Raw genomic sequence first — 21919 nt, forward strand, 5'->3', positions numbered from 1 at the left:
CTCGAGCTTCTCGCCGCTGGTCGAGACTCGGTCGTCGATAAATAGCGGACGGCTCATCTCGGCCACCACAGACATCGGTGGCTTATATCTCCGGACGGCCTCGATCGGACTCACGAAGTCTCCACGCCGCTCAGGCGCGCTCCGGGATCGCCGTAGAAGCAATAAGCCACGTACGTGTCCTTCCCGGAATCGGGATCGTATCCTTTCGTCCTGATCTTCTTGAAGATATCGGAAAGGCGTCGGGTAGGATTGTTCTTGGTTTCGCGATAGAATTCGACCGCGATCTCGTGCGCGATCGCATCCTCCACGCTCCATAAAGGTGCGATGACCGCGGTCGCGCCCAGGTTTATGAAAGAGGCGACGAAGCCACCCAAGCCCACGAGCGAAGGCGTCGTGCGTCCTACCTCGCAGGCGTTGAGAAACACAACCGGGCGCTTTGTGGCGAACAGTTGACCCAGGCCGGCGATGCCGAGAATGTTCGCTGAACTCAGTTCCTCGCCATTGTCGAGCCGTATGCACTGTATCCCGCTCGCCATGTCCTTGCCGTGACAGACGAAATGGATCAGCGATCGAGATACCGTCCCCAGTTCCTTACCCACGGTCGCAAACGGGGCAGGCCGGATGATCTCTCCCGGATACTGGGCGACGACCATCTGCGCTTCCGGCAGAGAGTTCTTCAGGATCATCGAGCCGCTGTAAGCCGGAGCGATGACTGAGGAGTCGACGATGTTCAACGTCCTAGAAGGCGCGATTGTCTTCTCGTCGGTCCAGCGGCCTATGCAGAACTCGACGCCGAGCGGCAAGCGTTGCTCGTACTTCGGCAACGAACGGGTAGGAACCATCAATTCCCATGGAACGAACGGCTCGGCGCTGACAATGGCGATGGTCTCGAGCGGCTTCTTTCCGTCGATGAGCGCCCAGAAGACTTCCTGGAATATCTCCGGAGACGACTTGAAGAGAATTACGCCAGAGCCTCTGAGTTCTGAGATGAGTTGCTCGCGCGGCACTGCGGAGGCCGTGAAGCGATCCATGAAGCCCCGCACCAATTGCTGGGTTGAGCTCTGAAGATTCCACGGTTTCATCACGCGCTGTCGATACTGATCGAGATGCGGGGTGCTCACGAAGCAGTAGTACGAACGACCGTCGTTGGCGGGATCTGCGATAATCGTCACGGTCAAATCGGCGACGGGGCCGCCGTTGCTGGCAACGGCGATCACATCGTCCTTCTTCGAAGCGGTGCTGGCGGCGTCTTGCCCGGCGACCTGTACCTCGCGCGTCACCTTGCCGCAGGGTCTCCCGTCGACGAAGAAGAGAGCGCCGACAAACGCGATGCCGTCTGTCCAACGTTCCATCGGGGCGACGGTGGCCCAGAACGTTCCGACCTCCGTTCTCAAATCTCCGCTTCTGACCACGAAGGACGTCGTCGTACGGTCTTTTTCCAGCCAGAAGTGACTACTGGTTACTAAGGTGGCCTCGACGACACTGCCGTCGGCGACCAGCAGCGAGCGACCGGTCTCTTCGGGCAATTGCTCGGACGTATCGAGATATACTCTGATCGAAAACCGAGCTCCCGGCTGCAACGGCGTCGTCTCGGTCAGTCCGATGTGGGGCGTCCTTTCGATGGTGCCCTGCGTGGATGTGGGCGCGTCGGCGGATTCGCCTTCGATAAGGCGGCCGCCGACTTTCAAGTCGGATCGCCTGCCCCGCAACTTGGTCGATTCGTTCTCGCTCCCGGAATCGCCAGGAAGTCCTTCGACCGACTTCATCCAGGAATCTTCGTCACCGTCGTCCCCGGGACCGTCGAGGTAGTGATGCTCAGCCTCGTCGTTGTGCACTCCGAAGTCATCCTCCGTATCCGGAAGCGAAGGACTTGGATGAAGTAGAGCGAAACGGGCCGATGCGGAGCGGTCGGCTTCCTTGATGGCCGTCCAGTCGGGTGAGCCCTCTTGAAGACCCGCCATTAACTTGAGCCGGATCTCGTGCAGGTAGGGATAAGCATTCGCGAACCAGGCATCGTCTCCGCCGTCCAACATGGACATCGCCTGCCGCAGCTGTCCGGCTTCGTACGAAGCCAGAGCCTGCTTGAATAGCGCGTCGGATTTGATCTCGGGCGCCGAGCTAGCGACCTGCATCATTAAGGTCGATCCTTATGAGAAACGTTCTTCCTTGAGCACCAAGCCGTTCTCGTCGACGTATCTTGTCGTCAATTCCGGACCGTCGAAATCCATTACAGCAAATCCCATATATGCCCATTTCTCCGGCAAGACGCTCCCGTTGTAGCTTATGAATCTGCGGTCTTCGAAGATGGCCGGCACCGGATAAGCCTCTCCCTCGGCGTGCGTCATGTAGACCGGAACGCCTCCGTGCCCGACGAGGCGAGGATACCTAATGCCGCCGTATTCCGAATAGGCCACGCACCGGTGTTCATGGCCCCAAATGGCGGCGTCGACACGACCCGCGGCAAGCGGTTCTTTCAGCTTTGCGCGTAGAACCGCACCGACGCGTGCTGCGTTCTCGAATGCGCTGAAGAACTGATGATGGGTAAGTAGCATCGTCTTCTGCGAATTGGCGGCCAAGGTGTCGAGCACCCACTTGCCCTGGGGATCCCGCAGTCCGTCGTCGTCATACGCGGTGTCCAGACCGAGGATCTGCCAATCCTTGTTGAATAGGCGGAAAAAGCTCGATCTCTCCTGTCGCCCGAACCGTCGGTCGGCGAGCAACGTGTCGTAGTACCCGTAACCTCCCGAGTACATGTCGTGATTTCCGTTCAGGCACCATGAACCGATCCGGGCTTCCTCGCCGGCGTGGACAGGCCAGTAGGGAAGAAAGCGCTTGCGGTACTCCCAGTCCCAGCCGGAATAGTAGACGTCGCCAAGATGGATCACGTGACAGTCGGTCCCGTCGGCTAGGCACGCGTCGATGAAGGTCCGCATAGCGTCGGCTGTCGCCCGGGCACGAGGAAGTCCGCTACCCCAGTCGCCCACTATCACCAGACGGCAGCGCTCCTTCATCTCCACGCTCTGAGCCGGCGTCTGGTTGAAAACGTGGGGGTTTCTAAACTTCTGGACGCCCATCGCGATCAGCGAGCTGACCCACCCCGGGTCCGTGATGGAGAATTTATCGAATATCCTCCTGTCGATCCGGTTTCCAGTCACCGGATCGGCGGAGGTGCCGCCGCCTCTCCTTGCGGCCATCGGGGGATCGGCGGCTACGGCGTTTTTATGCTCGAAGTATCGTTCGAGGGCGCTCTGCGCGATGCTCAGGACGGGATCGCTGCTGATGAAGGCCCGGCTTTCGATGTCGGAGACCGGCACAGCCGGATCGCGTCGACGACCGGTAGCCTGTGCTTCGGGTGACGCGCTTTCATCAAACGCCAAGGCGGCGTCGATCGCATCCGCGGCAGATTGCAACGCCGTCTCGTCGACGTCCACCGGGGGTGGCTCTTCCTCGTTCCGTCGCCTACCGGAACGGAGCGAGTCGCGAACGAATCTCAGCTGTTCGAGTACAAACGCTTTGTCGAGGATTTCTGCAATCATTGGGAAGGCCTAACGGACGGATTTGATGACTGACGCATGGAGAATGCCTCGATCAGAAGGTGAAGCGGATTCGCTGACCTGACGTGGCCATAGTCCACTCCCTGATAGTCCTGTGAGTCCGTGGCCGATACTCCATCATTGCAGAGCACTCGACTCAATTCAAGCGTGTGCCCCAGAGGCAAGGCAGCGTGTCGCCGCCGACCAAGATCGACAATACCAAGAAGCGACCTTCGCCTGTGTGTACCGACAGATTCGCAACATCACCAGATCTTGCCGATCAGCGGCCCGAGCTCGGCCATCATCACCATAGCGCACTTCCGGCCAGCTCACTCATCGCTCTCGGCCTGGCCCGTACATAGGATTTACATCGTTTGGTTACAACGCACATAGCCAGCCCCCAACGGGCTCCGCCCTTCAAGCTAGCCATGCAGTGGAGATCAAGCGGACACGGCCGAAAGGCATCGGCAAAAGCTGACAGTGTCAAAGCTGAAAGCAGGAGTGGGCTCCGGTGACTCCCGACCCACAGACGCTGCGCAATTGACGGATGTGTTGCGCAGTAGTCCCGCCAGATGAAGCGGCGCGTAAAAGGCCGACCGGCTGACCCCGGCCTACCCCACGGGTGCGCTTATCCGATGACTGACCGACGGCGTGGCTCCGGTTTTCGAGCATGGCCCTCAATCAGCAGCTTCGCCCTCGCAGGCGAAGCTGTGCCTCTTCGAGGCACAGAGACCTCCCTCCGACGTCCACCAATTTTCGAGACTAGAGAACACGAGGAGCGGTGCCCTTCGCCTGACCGCTCGATCAATTCCTATCCCAGCCACGTAAAATTCATCCGAGCGGCACGCCCTCAGATTTGCATATCGACAACCTCATCGAATGCAATGGAGAATCCGCATGATTATCGGATACGGCGCCAACAGATTAGAGAGGCGCATCACCACAACTATCAACAACAGCGCCCTGACTCCGAAGGAGCTGAGCCTCCTCGAGGCCATCCTACACAGAATTGAACGCTATCGTGACCAAGCCTTCATCAGCGTCGCCCAGGCCCGCTGGCTTTGCGCGATCCTCACGCGGGACGAGCAAGGGACCAGCCGCTCCAACCTTCGTCCACCGAAGCCGAGCCGCTCGCCTCATCCACGAACCTCCATAGTAAGCTCTCACCGAGCCTCCACCGTCGCCGGCTCGCCAGCTGACGTCAGCAATCAGAAAGACGGAAGACCCGTGGGCTTCGACATCACCGACGCACTTGACCCGCATTAAATTCACCTCGCCTCGGAACGCTCGACGTGCCACCCAAACGCTCGGGGCAGGTCAAAAATTTCACCTCAACGGACTCGACTTTTGTTCTCTTTATGTTCTAATCCGGACCATGAGCGATCGACCCGCGAGTTGGCGAATGCCGTCCCCAAAGCAAATCGAAAAGTGGACCGCCACCGGGCGCCCAACCGCTAATCCATCCGACGCCCCGCAAGCAGATGTGCCGGGGGGATACTGGGATTCGCTTCTTCATGACCCACGGGTGGCAGAGGGCGCTGGTATTCCGATCCAACAACGGCGCCTAGCAGAAATCCCTCGGCACGTCCTCCGGGTCAGTTGTCTGCGCTGCGAGCGTGTCGTCGAAATCCAAAAAGCGGACGCCGTCAGGTTCTTCGGTCAACACGCCATCTGGAAAGACGTCGGACACAAGTTGCTCGGCCAGACCTGCGAGAATCGTACAGGCCGCCACGAGGAAGATGGCTGCTGGCCTTCGTTCAAGAGCTCCTAAGACACCCGTCCTCAGCGCGGGTAAAACTTGATGGCGCCGAAGCACCACCCAATGCCCCTGTCCGGTGGGGATCGCAAAGCTCTTCGGAAGGAGCTTGGCAAGGCTCGGACGATGGCGACGATTCTCGCCACGCAATCCGACGAAGCACGAGCCAAAGGCGACGCGATGATTCGTCAGGCCGACAGGCTCATCTGCGAAAGCTGGAACGAACGAATGTGGGCCGACGGCGGTCCCATCGATCCATCGCCAACCGTCGATCAGGCGGTCAATGGTGGCTATCCCTGGCTGGAAATCGAATGCTCGCGCTGCAAGACCAAGCGGGACGTCGACTTGGCCGCGCTGTCCCATCCACCGACAACCTTCGTCCACGACTTGGCGAGCCGACTTCGCTGCAGCAAGTGCGCCAAAGCCAATCGCCGGCCCGCTGCCACGCTGCTACAGATGACGCAGCGCCCTCGCCAGGCCGCTCTGGAGACCTGACGATGTGCAATCTGTATTCGATCACCACCAACCAAGCTGCGATCAGCGCGCTGTTTCGCGTCGTCAACCGGTACGTCGGCAACCTCGCGCCGATGCCCGGCGTCTTCCCCGACTACAAGGCGCCGATCGTGCGCAATGGAGCCGATGGTCGGGAACTCGCGACCGCGCGGTGGGGCATGCCGTCCTCGAGCCAAGCCCTCCTGCAGGCAACTAAAAAACGAGCCGAGAAACTGCAGGCGAAAGGCAAGACCGTCGATTTTAAGGAATTGCTGCGGATGGAGCCAGACAGCGGCACCACCAACATCCGGAACGTGAAGTCGAAGCATTGGACGCGCTGGCTGGGTCCGGAGCATCGCTGCGTGGTGCCGTTCAACTCGTTCAGCGAGTTCAACAAGGCCGAAGGCGGCGACATCTGGTTCGCGCTCGATGAGACTCGCCCGCTCGCCTGCTTCGCCGGCATCTGGACGAGCTGGACGTCGGTCCGAAAGGTCAAGGAGGGCGAGACGACCAACGACCTCTACGGATTCCTGACGACGGACGCCAACGCCGAAGTGTTCGCCATCCACCCGAAGGCGATGCCGGTGATTCTGACGACGCCCGAAGAGGTCGAGACGTGGATGATCGCGCCGGCCGAGGAGGCGCTGAAGCTGCAGCGGCCGCTGCCGGACGGGGCGCTAAAGATCGTCGCCCGCGGCACCAAGGAAGACCCCGCGCCGGCGACTTAGCATTCTCCATAGGCGCTGCGGAACAGGTGGACAAGCCGAAGCCCTGCCGATCGCGAATCCCTGCTGCGTGCTAACCGCGCGGAACGAGCAGGCGGGCAGAAGGATTCGTCCCGTCAGGAGCGATTTCGATGCTGATGACGAGGAACGGCGGCCGGCGATCCGTACGCTGCGCGGGTGGGCGATCAACGTGCTGCAGGAGGCGGGTGCCATCCACGAATGCGGGGAGCACGGCTGGACGAAGGACCGGGCGGACCCCCATGCGCGCGAACGAGCGCTCGAACTCGCTCGGCAGGATCATCCCGCCTATGTCTCCGCGAACGAGGCTGTTGCAGAAATCCGTACCGTCTTGGATTCGATCGGGGATACCTGCCCCGAGTGCACGCCCGGTTCGGCCCGGTAACTTCGACTTGCGGGGCACCTACATCCTCCGGTAGCACCAGCGGCAAGCAACATTGTACGAACCGTCGCGCCGTCTGGCCGCACGGTTGGGTGCCCGGGGGCGACATGGCCAAGCAGCGGAATCTGTCCGATGCCGAGATCGGCATCGTGAAGGCGATGCTTAGGAAAGGCTGGCGAAACGACGTCATCCATTACTACTTCAACAGGCCAGACCGACTGATTAGTTCCGGACGCATTACCCAGATCAAGAACGGGAAGTACGGCGCATCAGTAGAGGAAGCTCAGCCGGACGAGCTTGAGACCTTCCTATCCACTTGGCGGGATCCGAAGGGTAAGACGCCCCCGGCGCCTTCTCCCGTCGACCTGCGCACCCTTCGCTCCCTGTTCGTCCGCGATACGGGCGTCTGGCGTCTGGTCGGCGGCGAGACTGACCGCATCGAATGCAAGGCAGGCTTCCGGCTTCAGCCGGAGGAGCGGTTCTCCAAGGCGCTGCGCGCGATTGCAGGTTTGGCCAACAACAAGGGCGGCTACCTCCTGTTCGGTGTCACCGATGCAACATACCAGGCGGACGGGCTTTCCGACGACGTCTTCACGAAGTCGGACATCTCGCTCCTCAACAGAATCCTGGCTGGAGCTCTCGATCCGATTGCTCACGTTACGAAGGGCCTCATCGAGCTCGGCGGTAAGCAAGTCGGCGTGCTTTACGTGGAGAAGCACGACCATGGGCCGGTCATCGCCATCAAGAACGTCGGTCAGGACGTCAAGGAAGGAGGGATCTATTTCCGGTACGTCGGCGAGACCCGCCTGGTCAAGCCCGGAGAGCTCAGGCAGATCATCGCCGCGCGTGAGCAGCGCGCGGTCGCCGAATTCAGCGCCCGCATGAACCGCGTCGCGATTGGCAAGGAAGCCACCATCGATCTCGACTCGGGCGAAGTCGCAGGCACCAGCGGCAAATTCCTCATCGACAAGTCTCTGCTCCCGAGCATCCAGTTCGTGCGCGAGGGAGAGTTCGACGAGAAGAAGGGCGCGCCGGCGCTCAGGCTAATCGGCGACGTCGAGCCGGTCTCCGAGGTGGAAAGGGAGCGGACGAGGATCATTCGCGAGAATGTCACGCCCGACGCCGTCGTCCGCAACTTCCTGCGCGCCGAGAAGGTCGCCGAGCCGATGCAGTACATCCACTTCCAGGCGCACGCCCAGCGGAAGTGGTTTCCCGTGTGGTTCTACATCGAGCAGGCCCAGTCGACCGCCACCGACGTCGCCGAGGACCTGCGCAGACAGGTAGCCACCTATCCTTCGTCCCGCGACGCCTTGGTCGACCGGCTCGCGGGGAAGGAGTCGGCCTTCCGGCAATCCACCGGGAAGGCCGAAGCGCTGCGCGGGAAACTGGCGCGGGGCGACATCAAGGCTCCCATCGACGTCGACGAGGACATCGTTTTCGCCAGCGCGGTGCAGGCCCTGCCTGCGACGGTGAAGCCACAGGACCTCAAAAGCATCCGAGCAATCCTTCTGGAATGTCTCGATCGGGCTCAAGGAACCGACCCGCGCAGCAGCAATCGTCGCGGGGCAATCTACCGTGCCGCGGCCCGTCTCGACGAACTGCTCTACTCGAAGAAGTGACCTGCGCTAGGCCGACTTCCGCCGCGCCCCGCGACCGGCTTTTTGGCAGCGGCCTCCTTGACCGGTTTCTTCCCCTCGATCGACATCAGCATTTCCTTCTGGCCGGCCGCTGCCTTTCGCGGCTTCTTGGCGGGCTTTGCGGCCTTCGCCGGCGCGGCCTCCCTGCTGACGGATCGGCGCAGCGCCTCCATCAGATCGACGACGTTGGTCGATGCTGGGCGCTCCTTCGGCGTGATCGGCTTGCCGGCCCGCTTTTAATTGATCAGGTCGATCAGCGCCGTCTCATACTGGTCCTCGAACTTATCGGGTTCGAAAGAGCCGGACTTCTGCTCGACGATGTGACGGGCGAGATCGAGCATGTCCTTGGTGACTTTGACGTCCTGGATCTCGTCGAAATACTCCTTCGGGTCCCGTACTTCGTAGGGGTACCGCAGCAACGTCCCCATCAAGCCCTTGCCCAGCGGCTCCATTGCGATTATGTGCTCGCGGTTGGTCAGCACCACGCGACCGATCGCGACCTTGTCCATCTTGCGGATGGTGTCGCGGATCACCGCGAACGCATCGTGCCCGACTTTCCCGTCCGGCCGCAGATAATAGAGACGGATCAGGTAGCGCGGATCGATGTCGCTGCGGTCGACGAATTCGTCGATCTCGATGGTGCGCGTCGACTCGAGCGCGATCTCTTCGAGTTCCTCCTTTGACCTCAATGAACTGATCCTTCTCGATCTGGTAGCCCTTCACGATATCCTCGTTCGGCACCTCGTCGCCCGTGTCCGCGTCGACCTTCACGTACTTGATGCGGTGGCCGGTCGCGCGGTTCAATTGGTTGAACGAGATCTTCTCGGACTCGGAAGTCGCTGGATAGAGCGCGACCGGGCAGGTCACCGGGGACAGACGCAGGAAGCCTTTCCAGTTGGCGCGGGGGGCCATGAACGCGGTACTCCGGAGGGGCGGTGCCGGGCCGTGGCGAGATCGAGCTGGCTCTGAAGCGTAAGTTGCCCAGGCTCGTCACCGACAAGGACCTGCGCGGAATCCTGCACTGTCACACGGATGCTTCCGATGGGACAGAGACCCTGGAGACCATGGCGAAGGCGACGCGCCAACGCGGGCTTGAGTATTTCGGGGTCGCCGACCATTCCAAGTCTGCGCACTATGCCGGAGGTCTGTCGGTGGAGGAGATTGCGCAGCAGCACCGGGAAGCTGACCGGCTGAACAAGCGCTTTGACAAGGCTTTCCGGATCCTGAAAGGCATCGAGTCCGACATTCTGGCGGACGGCTCGCTCGACTACGACGACGAGATGCTTGAACGTTTCGACTTCGTAGTCGCCAGCATCCACGGCCGTTCAAGCTGGACCGCAAGGCGCAGACGCAGCGCCTGCTTCGGGCCATCTCCAATCCTCACACAACCATCGTCGGCCACATGACTGGGCGGCAGCTGCAGAGGCGGCCGGGCTACGAAATCGACGTCGAGAAGGTGCTGCGGGCCTGCGCCAAGCATGACGTGGTCGTGGAGATCAACGCCCATCCATGGCGGCTCGATCTGGATTGGCGCTGGCACCGAGCGGCGCTTGAATTCGGCTGCATGTTAAGCATCAATCCGGACGCGCACTCGATTCCCGAACTCGATCATATGCATTGGGGCGTCGAGATGGCCCGCAAGGGCGGCGTCCCTGCCGATCGGATCCTGAACGCGATGACTTTGCCGGAAATCACGCGCTACCTCCGCCAGAAGCGGCGCTCGCTGGCCCGGGCGGCCTGATGTCGCAGGCCAGTGAGGTCGCCTGACGCCCTCGATGACAGCTCAGAGGTGCTGTCTAGGGTTAGCGGCCAGTACCACTAACATCCTGACAGCTGTCAAAATCCGCGGAAAACAGGCTGCTCTCCGAGCAGGTCACGCATAGACTTCCAACTGGTCTCCCCGTCCGTCCAAGTCATTCTCCAAACTTGGAAGAATTCGAATGACGGTCTGCAAGTGGTCAGCAAGGACGCTCCGTGCTGCGCGCCGGCGAAGTCCGCGCCAGCGAAGAAAGTCGCCAAGCGGAAGAGCTGATCTGGGAATTGGCCGTTCATGACGAACGCGTGGCGCTCACACAGAACATCATCGGCCAAGCATCGGCGCACCTCGGCGGCGTGTCAGGGTCCGCCGTTACCCTCGTGACGTACCGGCAGCCTGATTCCATCCACGCGCGGGAGACCGCCATCATGCCACGCCTGGCTGTCGCGTGCGCTTGAAATCCTCACTAGGCCATCGGTTCCTCTCGTCGTACGTCGCAGACACTCCGTCCAAAGAAGCCCAGCTCCAGAGCCAGAACAGCCTACGGCCTGGACTTCGTCATCCCACGCGTTCCCGATCATCTACAGCCCAGGACTGCTCCTGTCGCTCGCTGCCGCCACGAACTACAGCCTCGAGCATTGGACCATTCTGAAGATCGCGGGCAAGCGCGCTAGGATCCAAAATCGCTCGCGCGCCTCGCGACGACAGGGAAGCTATATCTTGATGTTGCCGAGAACAGCGGCAAGCTCCGCCTGCCGCAGACGTTCCTGCTCGCGAAGTCGGTATTCGTCTAGCTCGTAATTCTTGTAGAGGTGCTCCCATTCACCTTTGTCGAACCTTGACACGAACCCAGCCCTCGCTTGCGCTCCCACGCTGATGTTTTCCGAGCATCCAAACACGTCCGAGCACATGACCGGCGCCGGCGCCGTGAACAGCGGCCGAATGCGGAAGATCGTCCGCTGTAACGCGCATTGATCACCGACCTGCTTCATCTCATGGGGACTCAAGTTCTTGGCTAGATACCGGAACCAGACCCAGCACCTCTCCTGTTCGTTTCGCTTGAACCGGGGCAGGTACGGCGCAAAGCCATCACGTACCGTCCTCGGCGTGATCACCACCGCCTCGGCCGGCAGCTTTGTCTTGCCGGCCAAGCGGGCTAGGGACGTCACCGCGCGCTCCGCGAATGCCTTCGCCTTACCATCGCTCACATGAAACAGCTGATGGGTGTGAAAGCCATGGGTCGAGGCGGTTTCATGCACATACGCGTAGTAGTACGGTTCGCCCGTCCCGTAGGTCGGCGACGCTGCCCCCTTCCGCGCGGCGACCGGACGCGTCTACACCAAGCCACTTGCGCATCCGCGCATTGAATTCGGTCAACACCGCCGCTGCCTGCACGTGGTCCTTGATGCCTAGGAGCGGCCACGTCAGTGTCATGTGGCCATTCATGATGATGCCGTGCTCACGCATTGCGAAGGCTAGACAGTTGTAGAGCGCACCGGCTTCGTTGGTTAGCACCGCCGAGCGCGCCTTCGGTTGCTTCAACGACGTCACCTGCCGCTCGGTCAACTGCGGCCGAGCGAACGGGTTCGCCTTCATGTACTCACGGCGCGACATCGGCCTGGTCCGATAGGCCTTGGCCGGCATCGGCGGGGCGACCGGCACCATGGTCGGCATGGTCAGCAGCTCTTCAGGCGACGGCAACATGGCTCGTAGGCGAAGCGAGTGCTCACCCGTGCCTGAAGCTGCACGACCGACGAGATCGGCAATCTCGGAATCGTACATCAAGCCGAAATCCATTATGTTCCATGCCAGCTCGTTTCTGTCGCCGATATTGGACAACGAGAGCCTCAGCTCAGTTTCAGTACCCGAATTGTTCATCGAGAAATTTCCTTGATTGTGGTGGCCCGGCTGCGTAGGCGGGACGGAGAACATGGTGGCGATCACCAACAAGGGCTTGGCTAGCGACCATCAACGGAGACGCCGAACAGCTTGTGGTAACGATCAGCACCCGGGCGTGCGCTCTTTCCGAACTCCCGATGGCGCCAGGGCCAGCGAATCGACATTGCACTCCGGGAATGGGGATGCAGCACCCTGATGCCGCCGACCCAACCATGGAAGTCGCAACGGCCAGATGCTGCATCCTCAACGATGCCGCGCCATAAACACAGCAGCTCAAGCACCTGTTCACGCTCGTCCGACTCCAGCGAGAGCAGCTCTTCCGTTGGTGGTACCGCGATCGTGGGCCACGTCGCGCCGGTCGCCAGGGGGTCGGCAACAGGTATGAGGTAATCGGCGAACCCCTTCGAGCACATGTACTCGATCGGCGAGTCGTCTTTCGGCAGGAAGCCGACGCCGGCGACCGCACGAGCAACCGTTTGGAAGTCGTGGCCGGCAACAATCGGCGCCACCAAGTCGATGTTTAGTTCACCGCGCAGGGCAAGATGTTGTCGCTGGTGATCGAGGCGCGGATCGGTCTGGAACCGGTAGATGTTGCTTTGAGAGGACATGCTTGGGCTTTCGATTGAGGCGCGCCGGAGCTGAGCAGCCGCGCGGAGTGTGGTTGATAAGGAACCCGGCGACCGAGGTCGCCGGGTTTATGGTCGTGAGCACGAGCTGTTGGATATCGATCTCGCGTTACGCGAACTCGTCGTCAGATCCGCAGATCGCGCGGATCAGGTCTCCATAGAAGCCACCGCCACGGCCGGACAGGACCTCGTCCGGGATCGGCTCCCCGGATTCATGGAGCGCGCGGAGGTAGTCCTCGTACTCAGGGTAATCTTCGCGGCGGACACCAGAGTCGTGCTTGCCCATCACTTGGCCTCCTCGGCGGAGGTGAAAAGACTGGGCATCACGTTCGGCGAGCGCTTGCGAGAACGGGGGGTGTACCAGTATGGACGAACATGAGCGATCGTCCGGGCTTCACAGAGGTTGGCCTGAGCCAACGTTCCGAAAACTCCGGAATCAGCGACCGACAGGATAAGCTCTCGACGCTGTGGATCGGTGCCGTGCACCCGGTTCACGATGATCTCGAAGGCACGAAGCTCGAGATCATCAATCAGCCACAAGTGGTCGGGCGTGGGGGCGACCCACTCGCGCAATGCCACGAGCTGTGGGTGGTTTTCGTCCATGCCGCAGTTGGCGAATAGTTCGCGGGCGATACCTGCTCTGCACATCGCCTCGATCGTGTCGTCAGGGACGATGTGGCCGAAGGTCGTCTGCGTCAGTGCAGCCTTGACTGCTACGGGGTTGCTGAAGTCGATGTCGTTGGGCACGAAGGCGTCCTGCGGAGGGGCTGCCTGTTCCTCGATGATCGATCGCGCCCCCGTCTCTTTACACAAAGCCGCGGTCTCGACGTGCATCAGCCCGTGCGCGGGGTCACGCGGCTCAGTCTCATTGAGGGGGATAGCATCAAAAACGACGTTCATATGGGGTACCCTATATATTGTGGGGAACCACCGTGGCTCCCCCAGATCGTGAGGGAGCCGGCCGATTAACGGCGAGAAGCGTCTCACCATCTATATGCTGGATTTTTGGCCTTTAATGTATGCACTCACGGAGCATCCTTATGCATTTCCGGCATGCACCGCCGCTGCCGAATGCAACATCGGCGTGAACTTCGGTGGGGGTGATCCGAAGCAGCCCTGCGGGGCGCGAGGGCGCCCATTTGGAGGTCTGCTTGTGAATACCGAAAACTACGGCCGCGTACCCTTCATCCCGGCTCCGACCCTCCGGCGTCATAAGGTCTACGAGGGCGGGGACGACCGCTTCCGATCGGCCAGTCGGCTACAGCAGGCCCTCTTCCGGGAAGGACGTGCTTGGCCGATCGGCCGCTACAAAACGGCCAGAGGCACAATGCGCAAGATGGGCAACTATCTGAGCGCGGCGGCGGCGTCGGAAGGCGCCAACTTCATCTCGACAGAAATTGCAAAGTTGGTGCGGCGGGAGGTGGCTTACCGTGAAGACGGCGCACTCATCGATGTGTCTCGCTTAAATTGCAATATGTTGTCGTCACATCCCGCAGTTTTTAACTTTTTTGGCGGGCTCAAACTAGACCTTTGCTTGGCAACGGAGACGTTCCGCCTGATCGCTCCTGGATTCGTCCGCGAGGTAACCAACGTCCTTTTTGAACATTCACCGGCGCGCCAGCACCCCGCCTACACAGGCTGTAGGACGGCCTGGGATACTTTCATCAGATGCACCACGGTTGAGCAGGAAAACGGCTTCATCGCGATTGAGCTCAAGCTCAGCGAGACACTACAAGAGCCGGCCCCCACTCTGCGCCCGCGCCACGATGAGCTGTCCCGGCTGAGCGGCCTATACAAAGACCCCGACCACCCGGCGCTTCGGTCGAATCCCTTGCAACAGTTCTGGCGTCAGCATCTTCTAGCCTACGCCATGATTCTCAACGGCCAAGCCACGCGGGGACGCTTCATCGTCGTCGCTCCGAAATACAATCTCAACGTCCAGGAGGCCATCGCCGAATACCGACGGCATCTTACGAATACTGCCAATGGCGTTGAGTTCGACTCGGTGACGTTCGACGATGTCGTCCGTTGCATCGGTCATGCGGGGGCAAAGGATCTCTCCGATGCGCTCTATGCGCGATACTGTTGCTTCGATGCGGTAGACGGCTTGATCTGATAAACGATGCGGCGGGGGCGGAATCGCCCTCGCCGAATTCCAGCCGGGGGTCGAGGCTCCGATGCAGCATGGCCCCATCCCGGTTTGCCAAAAAGCGCCTTCGAGGCTAACGGCCAAGCAAAAATTCGCCTGTCCCGATGTTAAAAATGCGCCGCGCCTAAGCTATCGGTTCATAAACTTCATTTCATCTAGGCGACCCCACTTCTCGATATACATTCCAAGCTCCTTGCGAATTCCTCCAACTTGAATGCTGCAGTTGGATCCAGAGGGCTGCGAGAGCTCGCAATTTCCCATGCCGCCGATCGAATCCCACTGAGCACGCCGCACCGGCGCTTGGCGGGAGAAACTTCAATGGCTGGCAGAGAACTTCTTACGGTTGAAGATCGCGTCCGACTGCTCGTCAATGCGATATCCGACGCGAGGGATCCACCGGCTGTCGTGAAGCTGTTCACACCGGACGCAAATGCAACTTGGCTCATCAGCGAGGTCGACCCGGATGATCCCGATCGCCTCTTTGGCCTTTGTGATTTGGGTCAAGGGCACCCGGAGCTGGGTTATGTGTCTTTGGCTGAGCTTTCTGCGCTCAAGGGGCCGCTCGGACTGCCGGTCGAACGTGACCTTCACTTCGCCTCAGACAAGCCGATTTCGGCACACGCCGCGGAAGCTCGAGCCAAGGGCCGCATCATTGCGTAACAAGCGAAGGCATCGCGAGCATCAGTGGGACCACGGGTCCCACTGCCAACCTGCCTTCATCAATAGGTACACGTGCGCAAGCTGCGGTAACGCGTGGGAGGACGCGTGGTCCTGCAGATGCGATGTCTGAACTGCGGGATAGATGCCGACTGGCACTCTGCAAGTCGCTCCCTGCGCTTCTGACTACCTCGGGCACTGAGACCACACACGGGCCCTTCCAATGCCTGAACGTGCTGGTCCTCCATGCATCGTTCAGGACCAGACACGGAGAGTTTGATCATTCGGTCCACCAACCGCGCAAAAAAATGCAACTGCGAAGCCGCACGAAACGGCTATATTTTCTTGCCCCCACCGCCATCGGCCGCCACCCACCTTCCACCTGCCCCCTCCCTTCCCATCCTCCGTCTCGCCCTCCCACCTCCCTGCCCTTTACGCGAGATTGGGAAGCATAATGGCGACGACGCTTTTAAGGGCAAAATTAGGGGCACTTTGCGAACGGCTCGGCTGACTTCGTCCTCGCGCAGCGTCGCATAGGCTCGCAGCCACGATCTGTGTCCGCTCCAGTCGGTCTGAAGGATGGTACTGCTGATTAATGGCGCTACAAAGCCGCGCGCCAACCCCTGGCTACCCGCTGGCTGAACAGCTCACGACCGACTGTATTAGCCCGACGTAACGCCGAGAGCGTCCGCAGCCTCCACGCTACACCGCGGGCCTGCCTAGCACTTCTCGCACAAAAGAGCCCTGCGTTGAACTCTCGAAGCCTATTTGACAATTGGCGAAAGAGAGGCACCAACGACTGATTTTACTGCCGTTTTGGAGATCTTCAGAGCTTTGCATGTGTCAACCTCCAACTACTCATTCAACCGGAAATCATCCTCAATCGATACTGCAGGCTTCAGCCGCGGCAGTTCGACGACTCGCCGGAGATGTCGAGGAGCGAGTTTCGTCTCTTCCACTAGGCCGCGAGAGATGGAGCAGAATGGCTCTAGCTCAACTCGCCGCTTTTGCAATCTGTAATTGACGGCTTAGGAATGTCGAAGCATAGTCCGTAGGCCTGAAGCCGGGGTCGACTGATGTTCGGGAAGGCCTTCACGGAGCGGTACCCCCTGATTCGCGTTTGCGGATCCATCTTTGTTTGCGCGATTCTCGCGTTGCCCTCAGCTTTGACTGCCAACTCTGCCCTGTGGGATCCCCCCGCGATAGAGGTATTTCCAAACCACGAATGGGTTTTGACAGGTAAACAGTCCCTAAAAGAATTCCTCGCCGATGGGCGTCAGTTATTCATGACGCAGTTTAATGCATTGGACGGGGCCGGAAGGCCCACGGGAACTGGAGATTCTAAGCCGACGATACGTCAACCACCGGCCAAGCTTTTTCAGCGTATTGCGGGACCCGACGCGAATTCTTGCGCTGGATGCCACAACCAGCCGTTTATCGGAGGGAGTGGAGATTTTGCGGCAAATGTATTCGTGGGCGCACACTTCACTGACCCACCGACAGAGAGCGTAGCGGTTTCGATCACGAGTGAGCGAAATACCATCGGCATGTTTGGGTCGGGCGCAATCGAGATGCTTGCACGGGAGATGACTGCGGATTTGCAGGATCTACGCGCCGAAGCCCGAATAAGGGCTTCAACGGCTAAGCGAGAATCTCGAGCTGATCTACAAACAAAGGGCGTCGATTTCGGATACCTTATCGCACGCCCAGATGGGACTATCGATACGAGCGGCGTTCGCGGCGTGGATGCGGATTTGGTAGTGAAGCCGTTTGGCTCAAAGGGCGTTGCGGTGTCTTTGCGCGAGTTTACAATCTTCGCCTTGAACCAACATCATGGGATTCAAGTCGTCGAACGGTTCGGATGGCCGCGGACCGGAACGAACGACTTCGATGGTGATGGGGTGCCTGACGAGTTTTCGGTTGGACAAGTGAGCGCGTTGTCAGCCTTTCAAGCAGCGTTGCCCGCGCCAAGCCGCGTGAAATGGACGAGGGACGCTGACATCGAGGCTGCGCGTCTCGGAGAAATACGCTTCGGCGAACTAGGCTGCGCAGGCTGTCATATCCCGAGACTCCCGCTCCGATCCCTATGGTTTTTCGAGCCCAATCCCTACAATAGGCCAGGAGCAGTCGTTCCCACCGATGTTGGCGGCCAAATAGCGATACCATTGCCTTTTTCTGACGAAAGTGCGCTCTTCAAAGACGCGACCGGCGCGCCGTTCGTCGCAGCCTACACGGACCTCAAGCGTCACGTCATATGCGATGACGATGACCCCTTCTTCTGCAACGAAAGACTTCGGCAGGACTTCGTCCCAACCAACCAGTTTCTTACCTCAAAACTTTGGGATGCCGGGACGTCGGGACCCTACGGTCATCGCGGCGACCTGACGACAATGTCAGAGGCAATCATCCATCACTCTGGCGAGGCAAAGGAGGTGAAACGAGCATTTCTATCGTTACCAGACAACGAAAAAACTGCAGTGATCAATATTTCTGAAATCGCTGCAGGTCACCAAAGACTTCAATGGTTCAACTGAATGGAGGTAAACGTGAAACGGTCTTACCTATTATTTGCAATTCTGGCGTTATCGGCGATCTGGACGCGCGATGCGTCCGCACACGCTTATGCCTGACACCGCCTCTACGTTGACAGGTCTGTCACGCTGAGGTTCTACGAAACTGCGTTCGATGAATCCGAGATGATTAACGTCCGGATGCTGGGCGCCCAGACGGAAGCCGACCATTGGCTCGAGCAGGGCGTGCTTGCAGATCTCAAGGGACAGGACGCCATGCCAATCCTTGGGCGAGCGTTGCAAAAGCTAAGAGACTCCCGGGCAGAAATGGATCGAGCGTACGATCAGATCGGAAAGCTCATCGAAATCGAACGCGATAACAGAGCGATTCCCGAGCACGACACAGCGTTGGAACGAATACTCAAGAGCCACCCGCCAATTGAAAGGGTCAGCTTAACGAGTACTCGTTTTGCCAACATCGGTGCCGGAACGGGCGTCTCGATAAATTATGGGCCGATCGGAGCGAACTTCAAGGAACTGCTTGAGAATCTAAGAGGGGACCTCCGAATCCTTCAAGTCGAGACTGACCGCACTATCGATGCTTTCGCAAACGTACTGTCGGCCGCCCAAAAGGGAGGCTTCGCCTCGATCGTCCTTTCCGGTCGAGCACCGCTGCCGGAAAGGGTTATGCACTCCGTGGACCAGACGATGGTTTACGTGCAGTTTCATAATCGCGCATGCATGACAGCGATCGCGGCTGACATGCAAGTCTATCCGAAAGGCCTTGAGTGGATACCAAAACCTCCATGATCAAAGCGGCACTCTTGCGGCCTTAGGGCCGCAAGAGTCACTTCTCCAAGCTTCGCTGTGCAGATGCAGGCCAATTTTTGAAGCGGCTGTCGATGCGCTTGCACGCGTATGGACCGGCTATCGCTCGATCGAGACACCCGCGGAGCCGTTAGCGAAGCTGCCTACTATTCGAGTCGCCGGGTAGCCTTCGGCCGCGATGAAGGTGGCCAACGTGTTTGCGTTGTCGGGTGCGCACGCGATCAACAGTCCGCCGGAGGTTTGGGGATCGGTGAGCAAGTCTCGTTCCCAATCCAAAAAGCTTGTCGGCAGCAAAACGTGTTCGCCGTAACTTGCCCAATTGCGCTTTGATGCACCGGTGACGAAGCCCTTTCTCGCCAAATCCGCGGCATCGGTCAAAAAGGGGAGGTTCTTCCAATCGATCTTCAAACTTAGATCAGCACCCTGCGCCATTTCGAGAGCATGGCCGAGCAGACCGAAGCCCGTAACATCGGTCATGGCGTGAACGCTCTTATCTGTCCCAAGCTTTGCGCCGACGCGGTTCAGCTTGGTCATGGTAGAGACCATCTCCGCATATCTCTCTCCGGGGAGCATACCCTTCTTGATTGCTGCCGAATATACACCAACGCCTAGCGGTTTAGTAAGGATGATCGCATCGCCAGCCTTGGCATCGGCGTTGCGCCTCAAATTCTCGGGTCGACACGTCCCGATAACCGCCAGACCGTAAACCGGTTCGGGGCAATCGATCGAATGACCGCCGGCGACGGGAATGCCAGCTTCGCCGCAGACCGCGCGCCCCCCATCTAGAATCATGCGGACGGTCTCGGCCGGAAGCTTGTCAACCGGCATGCCGAGTATTGCCAAAGCCATGATTGGCGACCCTCCCATCGCGTATATGTCCGATATAGCGTTCGTCGCAGCAATTCGTCCGAAATCGAAGGGATCGTCCACCATGGGCATGAAGAAGTCGGTCGTTGCGATGATGCATGTACGATCGTCTAGCGACCAGACAGCTGCATCGTCACTTGTTTCGGTACCGACGAGCAGTTGGCTAAAGGGATGACCGGATGGTTGGCTAGAAATTAGTTGGCGGAGCACGGATGGAGCAAGCTTGCATCCACAACCGCCACCGTGCGCGAGGCTGGTCAGAGAGACTCGTGGAATATTCATGTGCCCTCCAGCATTGCTGGTGTGTTGTTCGTTAGACGTGACAGTTTCCTTGCTAGATCGCGGAAACTTCCTTGGCGCGGATCGAGTATCGAAAATTTTCGGGATCAAGACTGTCGAAGCGGAGATCATCAGTCTCCGCTTGGGGGTACATGAGGAAACCCACCTTCGGACCTTGCGATCCAGGTAAACTAAGATCGTGTGCGAAGTTGTAGGCGAGCCAGTTTGTCTCCCATGAACCGAACAATGCTTGTCGTACGTCGGCCACCTTTGGATTGCTGGTGGGAAGATTACCGGGCGGCTCCTCCAGCATCACTTTACGCACATCCGCGGGATCAACTGGGACCCATCCGAAGTAATCGAGGAAGACTTCCGCCCTACAATGCTGAGCCTTCGTGACGTTGGCGGAATTTGCACCAAGGCTCATATAACCGAATCGCGAAGGCGCCACGCGTAAGCCGTAGATATCGCGGGAGGGAATCTCCGCGGCACGAGCAAGACCGACGAAGAGCGCATTCAAATCGGCACATTTGCCGCCGAGATTGCCGGACTTCAACATGGCGGTCACGTCTCCTGTGCCGCAGCCACGCGTATCTGCCCGCCGGTAACTATTTTCGACAATCCAATCGTAGATGGCTCGAGCTTTTTCAATGTCCGATCGAGCATTTGCAACGATTTGCGCCGATGTCTCCTTAACGATCCCATCAACAGGAATGAGATCGGTTCCTGCCAACCAGTATCTGCGCTCGGCCGAAGACAGTGATTGCATAGCGCTGGGCCTTGTAAGATCTATCATCCGATCTCGTGTCGCGATGTCGCTTGTCACCTCCACGATTGGAGATTGTTCTCTGTCGTCCCATTGAACATGGAGCATCTGCGCCTTGCTCGTCGCGTCGACATGTACGCTGGCGCGACCGTTAGTGCGCCACGTATTTCCGTTCGATTGGAACCATTCGCTTTCGTCGACGGACGGCAAGGGAATCCAGGCTTGGGATCTGCCCATTGGGAGTCGTCAATTCGATCCTAGTGACGACCTGGAATCGACGCCACGACCCAGTTCGCGGCGCAAAAAGTTCATTCGCTTGCAACGATGTCGGAAGCATTGTCCCGGCCGCGAACGCGCCGGCCACCTCCATCATAGCGCGTCGATTCAACGTTAACGTCATCGCTTTTCCCCATTGCCAGCTTCCACATCCCGTCGCTCGACCACACTGCTTGCCGAATCAAGGAGCTGGCCGACCTCGATGCGGTCCCAGTCAAGCTCCCGTTCAGCCGCTAGACGCTGCTCAAGTCTTCGATCGAGGATTATGGTCGAGGGAAGGCTGGACACTTGCCAAGCCCTGGCCACTGCTCCATCGCGGTCGAGCAAGATCGGAAAAGACGACGGCGCAGATTGAGCAAATCGGCGCACGCGAAGATCGGGTTCGGCAACTGAAATCGCTAAAATGCGCACCGATAACGGATCGATTCTTTTGGCAAACCGGCGGAGCGCTGGCATTTCCGCTACGCAAGGTTCGCACCAGGTCGTGAAGAAGTGCACGATGGTTACGCTGTATTCGGAGGGCTTCAGCGTAACGCTGGTGCCATCGGCCGCGGTCAACACAAACGGTGGAACAGTCCCGGAGTTCGGGACGAAAAAATCACCTGCAATAACTTTCGGCGGCGACAGGATAGACGCACCGATTAGAATGACGGCAAAGATGCACCTCAAGCCCCGACACGCGGGAGCCCTGGACCACGCCATGTTGCAACTATAAGTCAGCAAGCGGGCAGCGGTCAATTACCTGGCTCCACTTAAATTTGGG

Annotated in this window: 20 protein-coding genes and 2 pseudogenes; 11 read left to right on the plus strand and 11 right to left on the minus strand. The window is 59.4% G+C overall.

Annotation, left to right across the window (positions count from 1 at the left end; genetic code table 11):
* Window positions 1-110: 110 nt before the first annotated feature.
* Both ACVWW6_RS06610 and ACVWW6_RS06615 read right to left on the minus strand, forming a co-directional pair.
* The gene (locus ACVWW6_RS06610; protein ID WP_456680387.1) at window positions 111-2135 is read right to left on the minus strand and encodes a CHAT domain-containing protein; all 2025 of its coding nucleotides are present in this window, start codon (window positions 2133-2135) and stop codon (window positions 111-113) included.
* A gap of 12 nt (window positions 2136-2147) precedes the next feature.
* Window positions 2148-3536 (minus strand): metallophosphoesterase family protein, encoded by a 1389-nt coding sequence (locus ACVWW6_RS06615; protein ID WP_456680388.1) that lies wholly within the window; start codon window positions 3534-3536, stop codon window positions 2148-2150.
* 894 nt (window positions 3537-4430) lie between these two features.
* On the opposite strand from ACVWW6_RS06615, the gene ACVWW6_RS06620 reads away from it, so the two are divergent.
* From ACVWW6_RS06620 to ACVWW6_RS06640, 5 genes are all read left to right on the plus strand, one after another.
* Complete coding sequence (locus tag ACVWW6_RS06620; RefSeq protein WP_456680389.1) at window positions 4431-4799, plus strand: hypothetical protein; 369 nt, start codon at window positions 4431-4433, stop codon at window positions 4797-4799.
* A gap of 535 nt (window positions 4800-5334) precedes the next feature.
* On the plus strand, window positions 5335-5784 hold the full coding sequence (locus ACVWW6_RS06625; RefSeq protein ID WP_456680390.1) for a hypothetical protein: 450 nt from the start codon (window positions 5335-5337) through the stop codon (window positions 5782-5784).
* Window positions 5785-5786: 2 nt separating this feature from the next.
* Window positions 5787-6509, plus strand: a complete 723-nt coding sequence (locus tag ACVWW6_RS06630) for an SOS response-associated peptidase (RefSeq protein ID WP_456680391.1) — start codon at window positions 5787-5789, stop codon at window positions 6507-6509.
* Window positions 6510-6612: 103 nt separating this feature from the next.
* Window positions 6613-6909 carry a hypothetical protein gene (locus ACVWW6_RS06635; protein ID WP_456683125.1) on the plus strand — a complete coding sequence of 99 codons (297 nt, stop codon included), beginning with the start codon at window positions 6613-6615 and terminating at the stop codon, window positions 6907-6909.
* A gap of 104 nt (window positions 6910-7013) precedes the next feature.
* Window positions 7014-8525, plus strand: a complete 1512-nt coding sequence (locus ACVWW6_RS06640) for an AlbA family DNA-binding domain-containing protein (RefSeq protein ID WP_456680392.1) — start codon at window positions 7014-7016, stop codon at window positions 8523-8525.
* A gap of 6 nt (window positions 8526-8531) precedes the next feature.
* Here ACVWW6_RS06640 and ku read toward each other — a convergent pair.
* A pseudogene (ku, locus tag ACVWW6_RS06645) lies at window positions 8532-9455 on the minus strand (non-homologous end joining protein Ku).
* A gap of 29 nt (window positions 9456-9484) precedes the next feature.
* Here ku and ACVWW6_RS06650 point away from each other — a divergent pair.
* Window positions 9485-10284 (plus strand): annotated as a pseudogene (locus tag ACVWW6_RS06650) (PHP domain-containing protein); the annotation flags it as partial.
* 233 nt (window positions 10285-10517) lie between these two features.
* Complete coding sequence (locus ACVWW6_RS06655; protein ID WP_456680393.1) at window positions 10518-10757, plus strand: hypothetical protein; 240 nt, start codon at window positions 10518-10520, stop codon at window positions 10755-10757.
* 255 nt (window positions 10758-11012) lie between these two features.
* Here ACVWW6_RS06655 and ACVWW6_RS06660 read toward each other — a convergent pair whose 3' ends face one another.
* The 5 genes from ACVWW6_RS06660 to ACVWW6_RS06680 all read right to left on the minus strand — a co-directional run bounded on the left by ACVWW6_RS06660 (window position 11013) and on the right by ACVWW6_RS06680 (window position 13724).
* Entirely contained in the window at window positions 11013-11558 is a 546-nt protein-coding gene (locus tag ACVWW6_RS06660; RefSeq protein WP_456680394.1) for a hypothetical protein, read from the minus strand.
* Window positions 11551-12177, minus strand: coding sequence for a hypothetical protein (locus ACVWW6_RS06665; protein WP_456680395.1), 627 nt, complete (start codon window positions 12175-12177; stop codon window positions 11551-11553). The genes ACVWW6_RS06660 and ACVWW6_RS06665 overlap by 8 nt, the downstream gene beginning before the upstream one ends.
* 80 nt (window positions 12178-12257) lie before the next feature.
* Window positions 12258-12806 (minus strand): hypothetical protein, encoded by a 549-nt coding sequence (locus ACVWW6_RS06670; protein WP_456680396.1) that lies wholly within the window; start codon window positions 12804-12806, stop codon window positions 12258-12260.
* A gap of 127 nt (window positions 12807-12933) precedes the next feature.
* Window positions 12934-13110 carry a hypothetical protein gene (locus tag ACVWW6_RS06675; protein ID WP_456680397.1) on the minus strand — a complete coding sequence of 59 codons (177 nt, stop codon included), beginning with the start codon at window positions 13108-13110 and terminating at the stop codon, window positions 12934-12936.
* Window positions 13110-13724, minus strand: a complete 615-nt coding sequence (locus ACVWW6_RS06680) for a hypothetical protein (protein ID WP_456680398.1) — start codon at window positions 13722-13724, stop codon at window positions 13110-13112. Before ACVWW6_RS06680 ends, ACVWW6_RS06675 begins: the two co-directional genes overlap by 1 nt.
* A 253-nt stretch (window positions 13725-13977) precedes the next feature.
* Between ACVWW6_RS06680 and ACVWW6_RS06685 the strand changes: the two genes are divergently transcribed.
* From ACVWW6_RS06685 to ACVWW6_RS06700, 4 genes are all read left to right on the plus strand, one after another.
* On the plus strand, window positions 13978-14940 hold the full coding sequence (locus ACVWW6_RS06685; RefSeq protein ID WP_456680399.1) for a PGN_0703 family putative restriction endonuclease: 963 nt from the start codon (window positions 13978-13980) through the stop codon (window positions 14938-14940).
* 351 nt (window positions 14941-15291) lie between these two features.
* The gene (locus ACVWW6_RS06690; RefSeq protein ID WP_456680400.1) at window positions 15292-15633 is read left to right on the plus strand and encodes a DUF2958 domain-containing protein; all 342 of its coding nucleotides are present in this window, start codon (window positions 15292-15294) and stop codon (window positions 15631-15633) included.
* Between the two features lie 1073 nt (window positions 15634-16706).
* Complete coding sequence (locus ACVWW6_RS06695) at window positions 16707-18164, plus strand: di-heme oxidoredictase family protein (protein ID WP_456680401.1); 1458 nt, start codon at window positions 16707-16709, stop codon at window positions 18162-18164.
* Window positions 18165-18326: 162 nt separating this feature from the next.
* Window positions 18327-18950: a hypothetical protein gene (locus tag ACVWW6_RS06700; RefSeq protein WP_212257778.1), complete on the plus strand. Its 624-nt coding sequence runs from the start codon at window positions 18327-18329 to the stop codon at window positions 18948-18950.
* 117 nt (window positions 18951-19067) lie between these two features.
* Here the strand turns inward: ACVWW6_RS06700 and selD are convergent, their stop codons facing one another.
* The 3 genes from selD to ACVWW6_RS06715 all read right to left on the minus strand — a co-directional run bounded on the left by selD (window position 19068) and on the right by ACVWW6_RS06715 (window position 21825).
* Window positions 19068-20117, minus strand: a complete 1050-nt coding sequence (gene selD / locus ACVWW6_RS06705; protein ID WP_456680402.1) for a selenide, water dikinase SelD — start codon at window positions 20115-20117, stop codon at window positions 19068-19070.
* Window positions 20118-20169: 52 nt separating this feature from the next.
* Window positions 20170-21117: a transglutaminase-like domain-containing protein gene (locus ACVWW6_RS06710; RefSeq protein ID WP_456680403.1), complete on the minus strand. Its 948-nt coding sequence runs from the start codon at window positions 21115-21117 to the stop codon at window positions 20170-20172.
* A 159-nt stretch (window positions 21118-21276) separates the two neighbouring features.
* On the minus strand, window positions 21277-21825 hold the full coding sequence (locus tag ACVWW6_RS06715; protein WP_456680404.1) for a TlpA disulfide reductase family protein: 549 nt from the start codon (window positions 21823-21825) through the stop codon (window positions 21277-21279).
* Window positions 21826-21919 lie beyond the last annotated feature (94 nt).

The organism is Bradyrhizobium sp. USDA 3311 (genome assembly GCF_054062495.1).

Excerpts from the sequence above, each read along its gene's own strand:
- ACVWW6_RS06610 (WP_456680387.1), bottom strand. The coding sequence starts at position 2,135 with ATGATGCAGGTCGCTAGCTCGGCGCCCGAGATCAAATCCGACGCGCTA.
- ACVWW6_RS06615 (WP_456680388.1), bottom strand. The coding sequence starts at position 3,536 with ATGATTGCAGAAATCCTCGACAAAGCGTTTGTACTCGAACAGCTGAGA.
- ACVWW6_RS06620 (WP_456680389.1), top strand. The coding sequence starts at position 4,431 with ATGATTATCGGATACGGCGCCAACAGATTAGAGAGGCGCATCACCACA.
- ACVWW6_RS06625 (WP_456680390.1), top strand. The coding sequence starts at position 5,335 with ATGGCGCCGAAGCACCACCCAATGCCCCTGTCCGGTGGGGATCGCAAA.
- ACVWW6_RS06630 (WP_456680391.1), top strand. The coding sequence starts at position 5,787 with ATGTGCAATCTGTATTCGATCACCACCAACCAAGCTGCGATCAGCGCG.
- ACVWW6_RS06640 (WP_456680392.1), top strand. The coding sequence starts at position 7,014 with ATGGCCAAGCAGCGGAATCTGTCCGATGCCGAGATCGGCATCGTGAAG.
- ACVWW6_RS06665 (WP_456680395.1), bottom strand. The coding sequence starts at position 12,177 with ATGAACAATTCGGGTACTGAAACTGAGCTGAGGCTCTCGTTGTCCAAT.
- ACVWW6_RS06670 (WP_456680396.1), bottom strand. The coding sequence starts at position 12,806 with ATGTCCTCTCAAAGCAACATCTACCGGTTCCAGACCGATCCGCGCCTC.
- ACVWW6_RS06675 (WP_456680397.1), bottom strand. The coding sequence starts at position 13,110 with ATGGGCAAGCACGACTCTGGTGTCCGCCGCGAAGATTACCCTGAGTAC.
- ACVWW6_RS06680 (WP_456680398.1), bottom strand. The coding sequence starts at position 13,724 with ATGAACGTCGTTTTTGATGCTATCCCCCTCAATGAGACTGAGCCGCGT.
- ACVWW6_RS06690 (WP_456680400.1), top strand. The coding sequence starts at position 15,292 with ATGGCTGGCAGAGAACTTCTTACGGTTGAAGATCGCGTCCGACTGCTC.
- ACVWW6_RS06695 (WP_456680401.1), top strand. The coding sequence starts at position 16,707 with ATGTTCGGGAAGGCCTTCACGGAGCGGTACCCCCTGATTCGCGTTTGC.
- ACVWW6_RS06700 (WP_212257778.1), top strand. The coding sequence starts at position 18,327 with ATGATTAACGTCCGGATGCTGGGCGCCCAGACGGAAGCCGACCATTGG.
- selD (WP_456680402.1), bottom strand. The coding sequence starts at position 20,117 with ATGAATATTCCACGAGTCTCTCTGACCAGCCTCGCGCACGGTGGCGGT.
- ACVWW6_RS06710 (WP_456680403.1), bottom strand. The coding sequence starts at position 21,117 with ATGGGCAGATCCCAAGCCTGGATTCCCTTGCCGTCCGTCGACGAAAGC.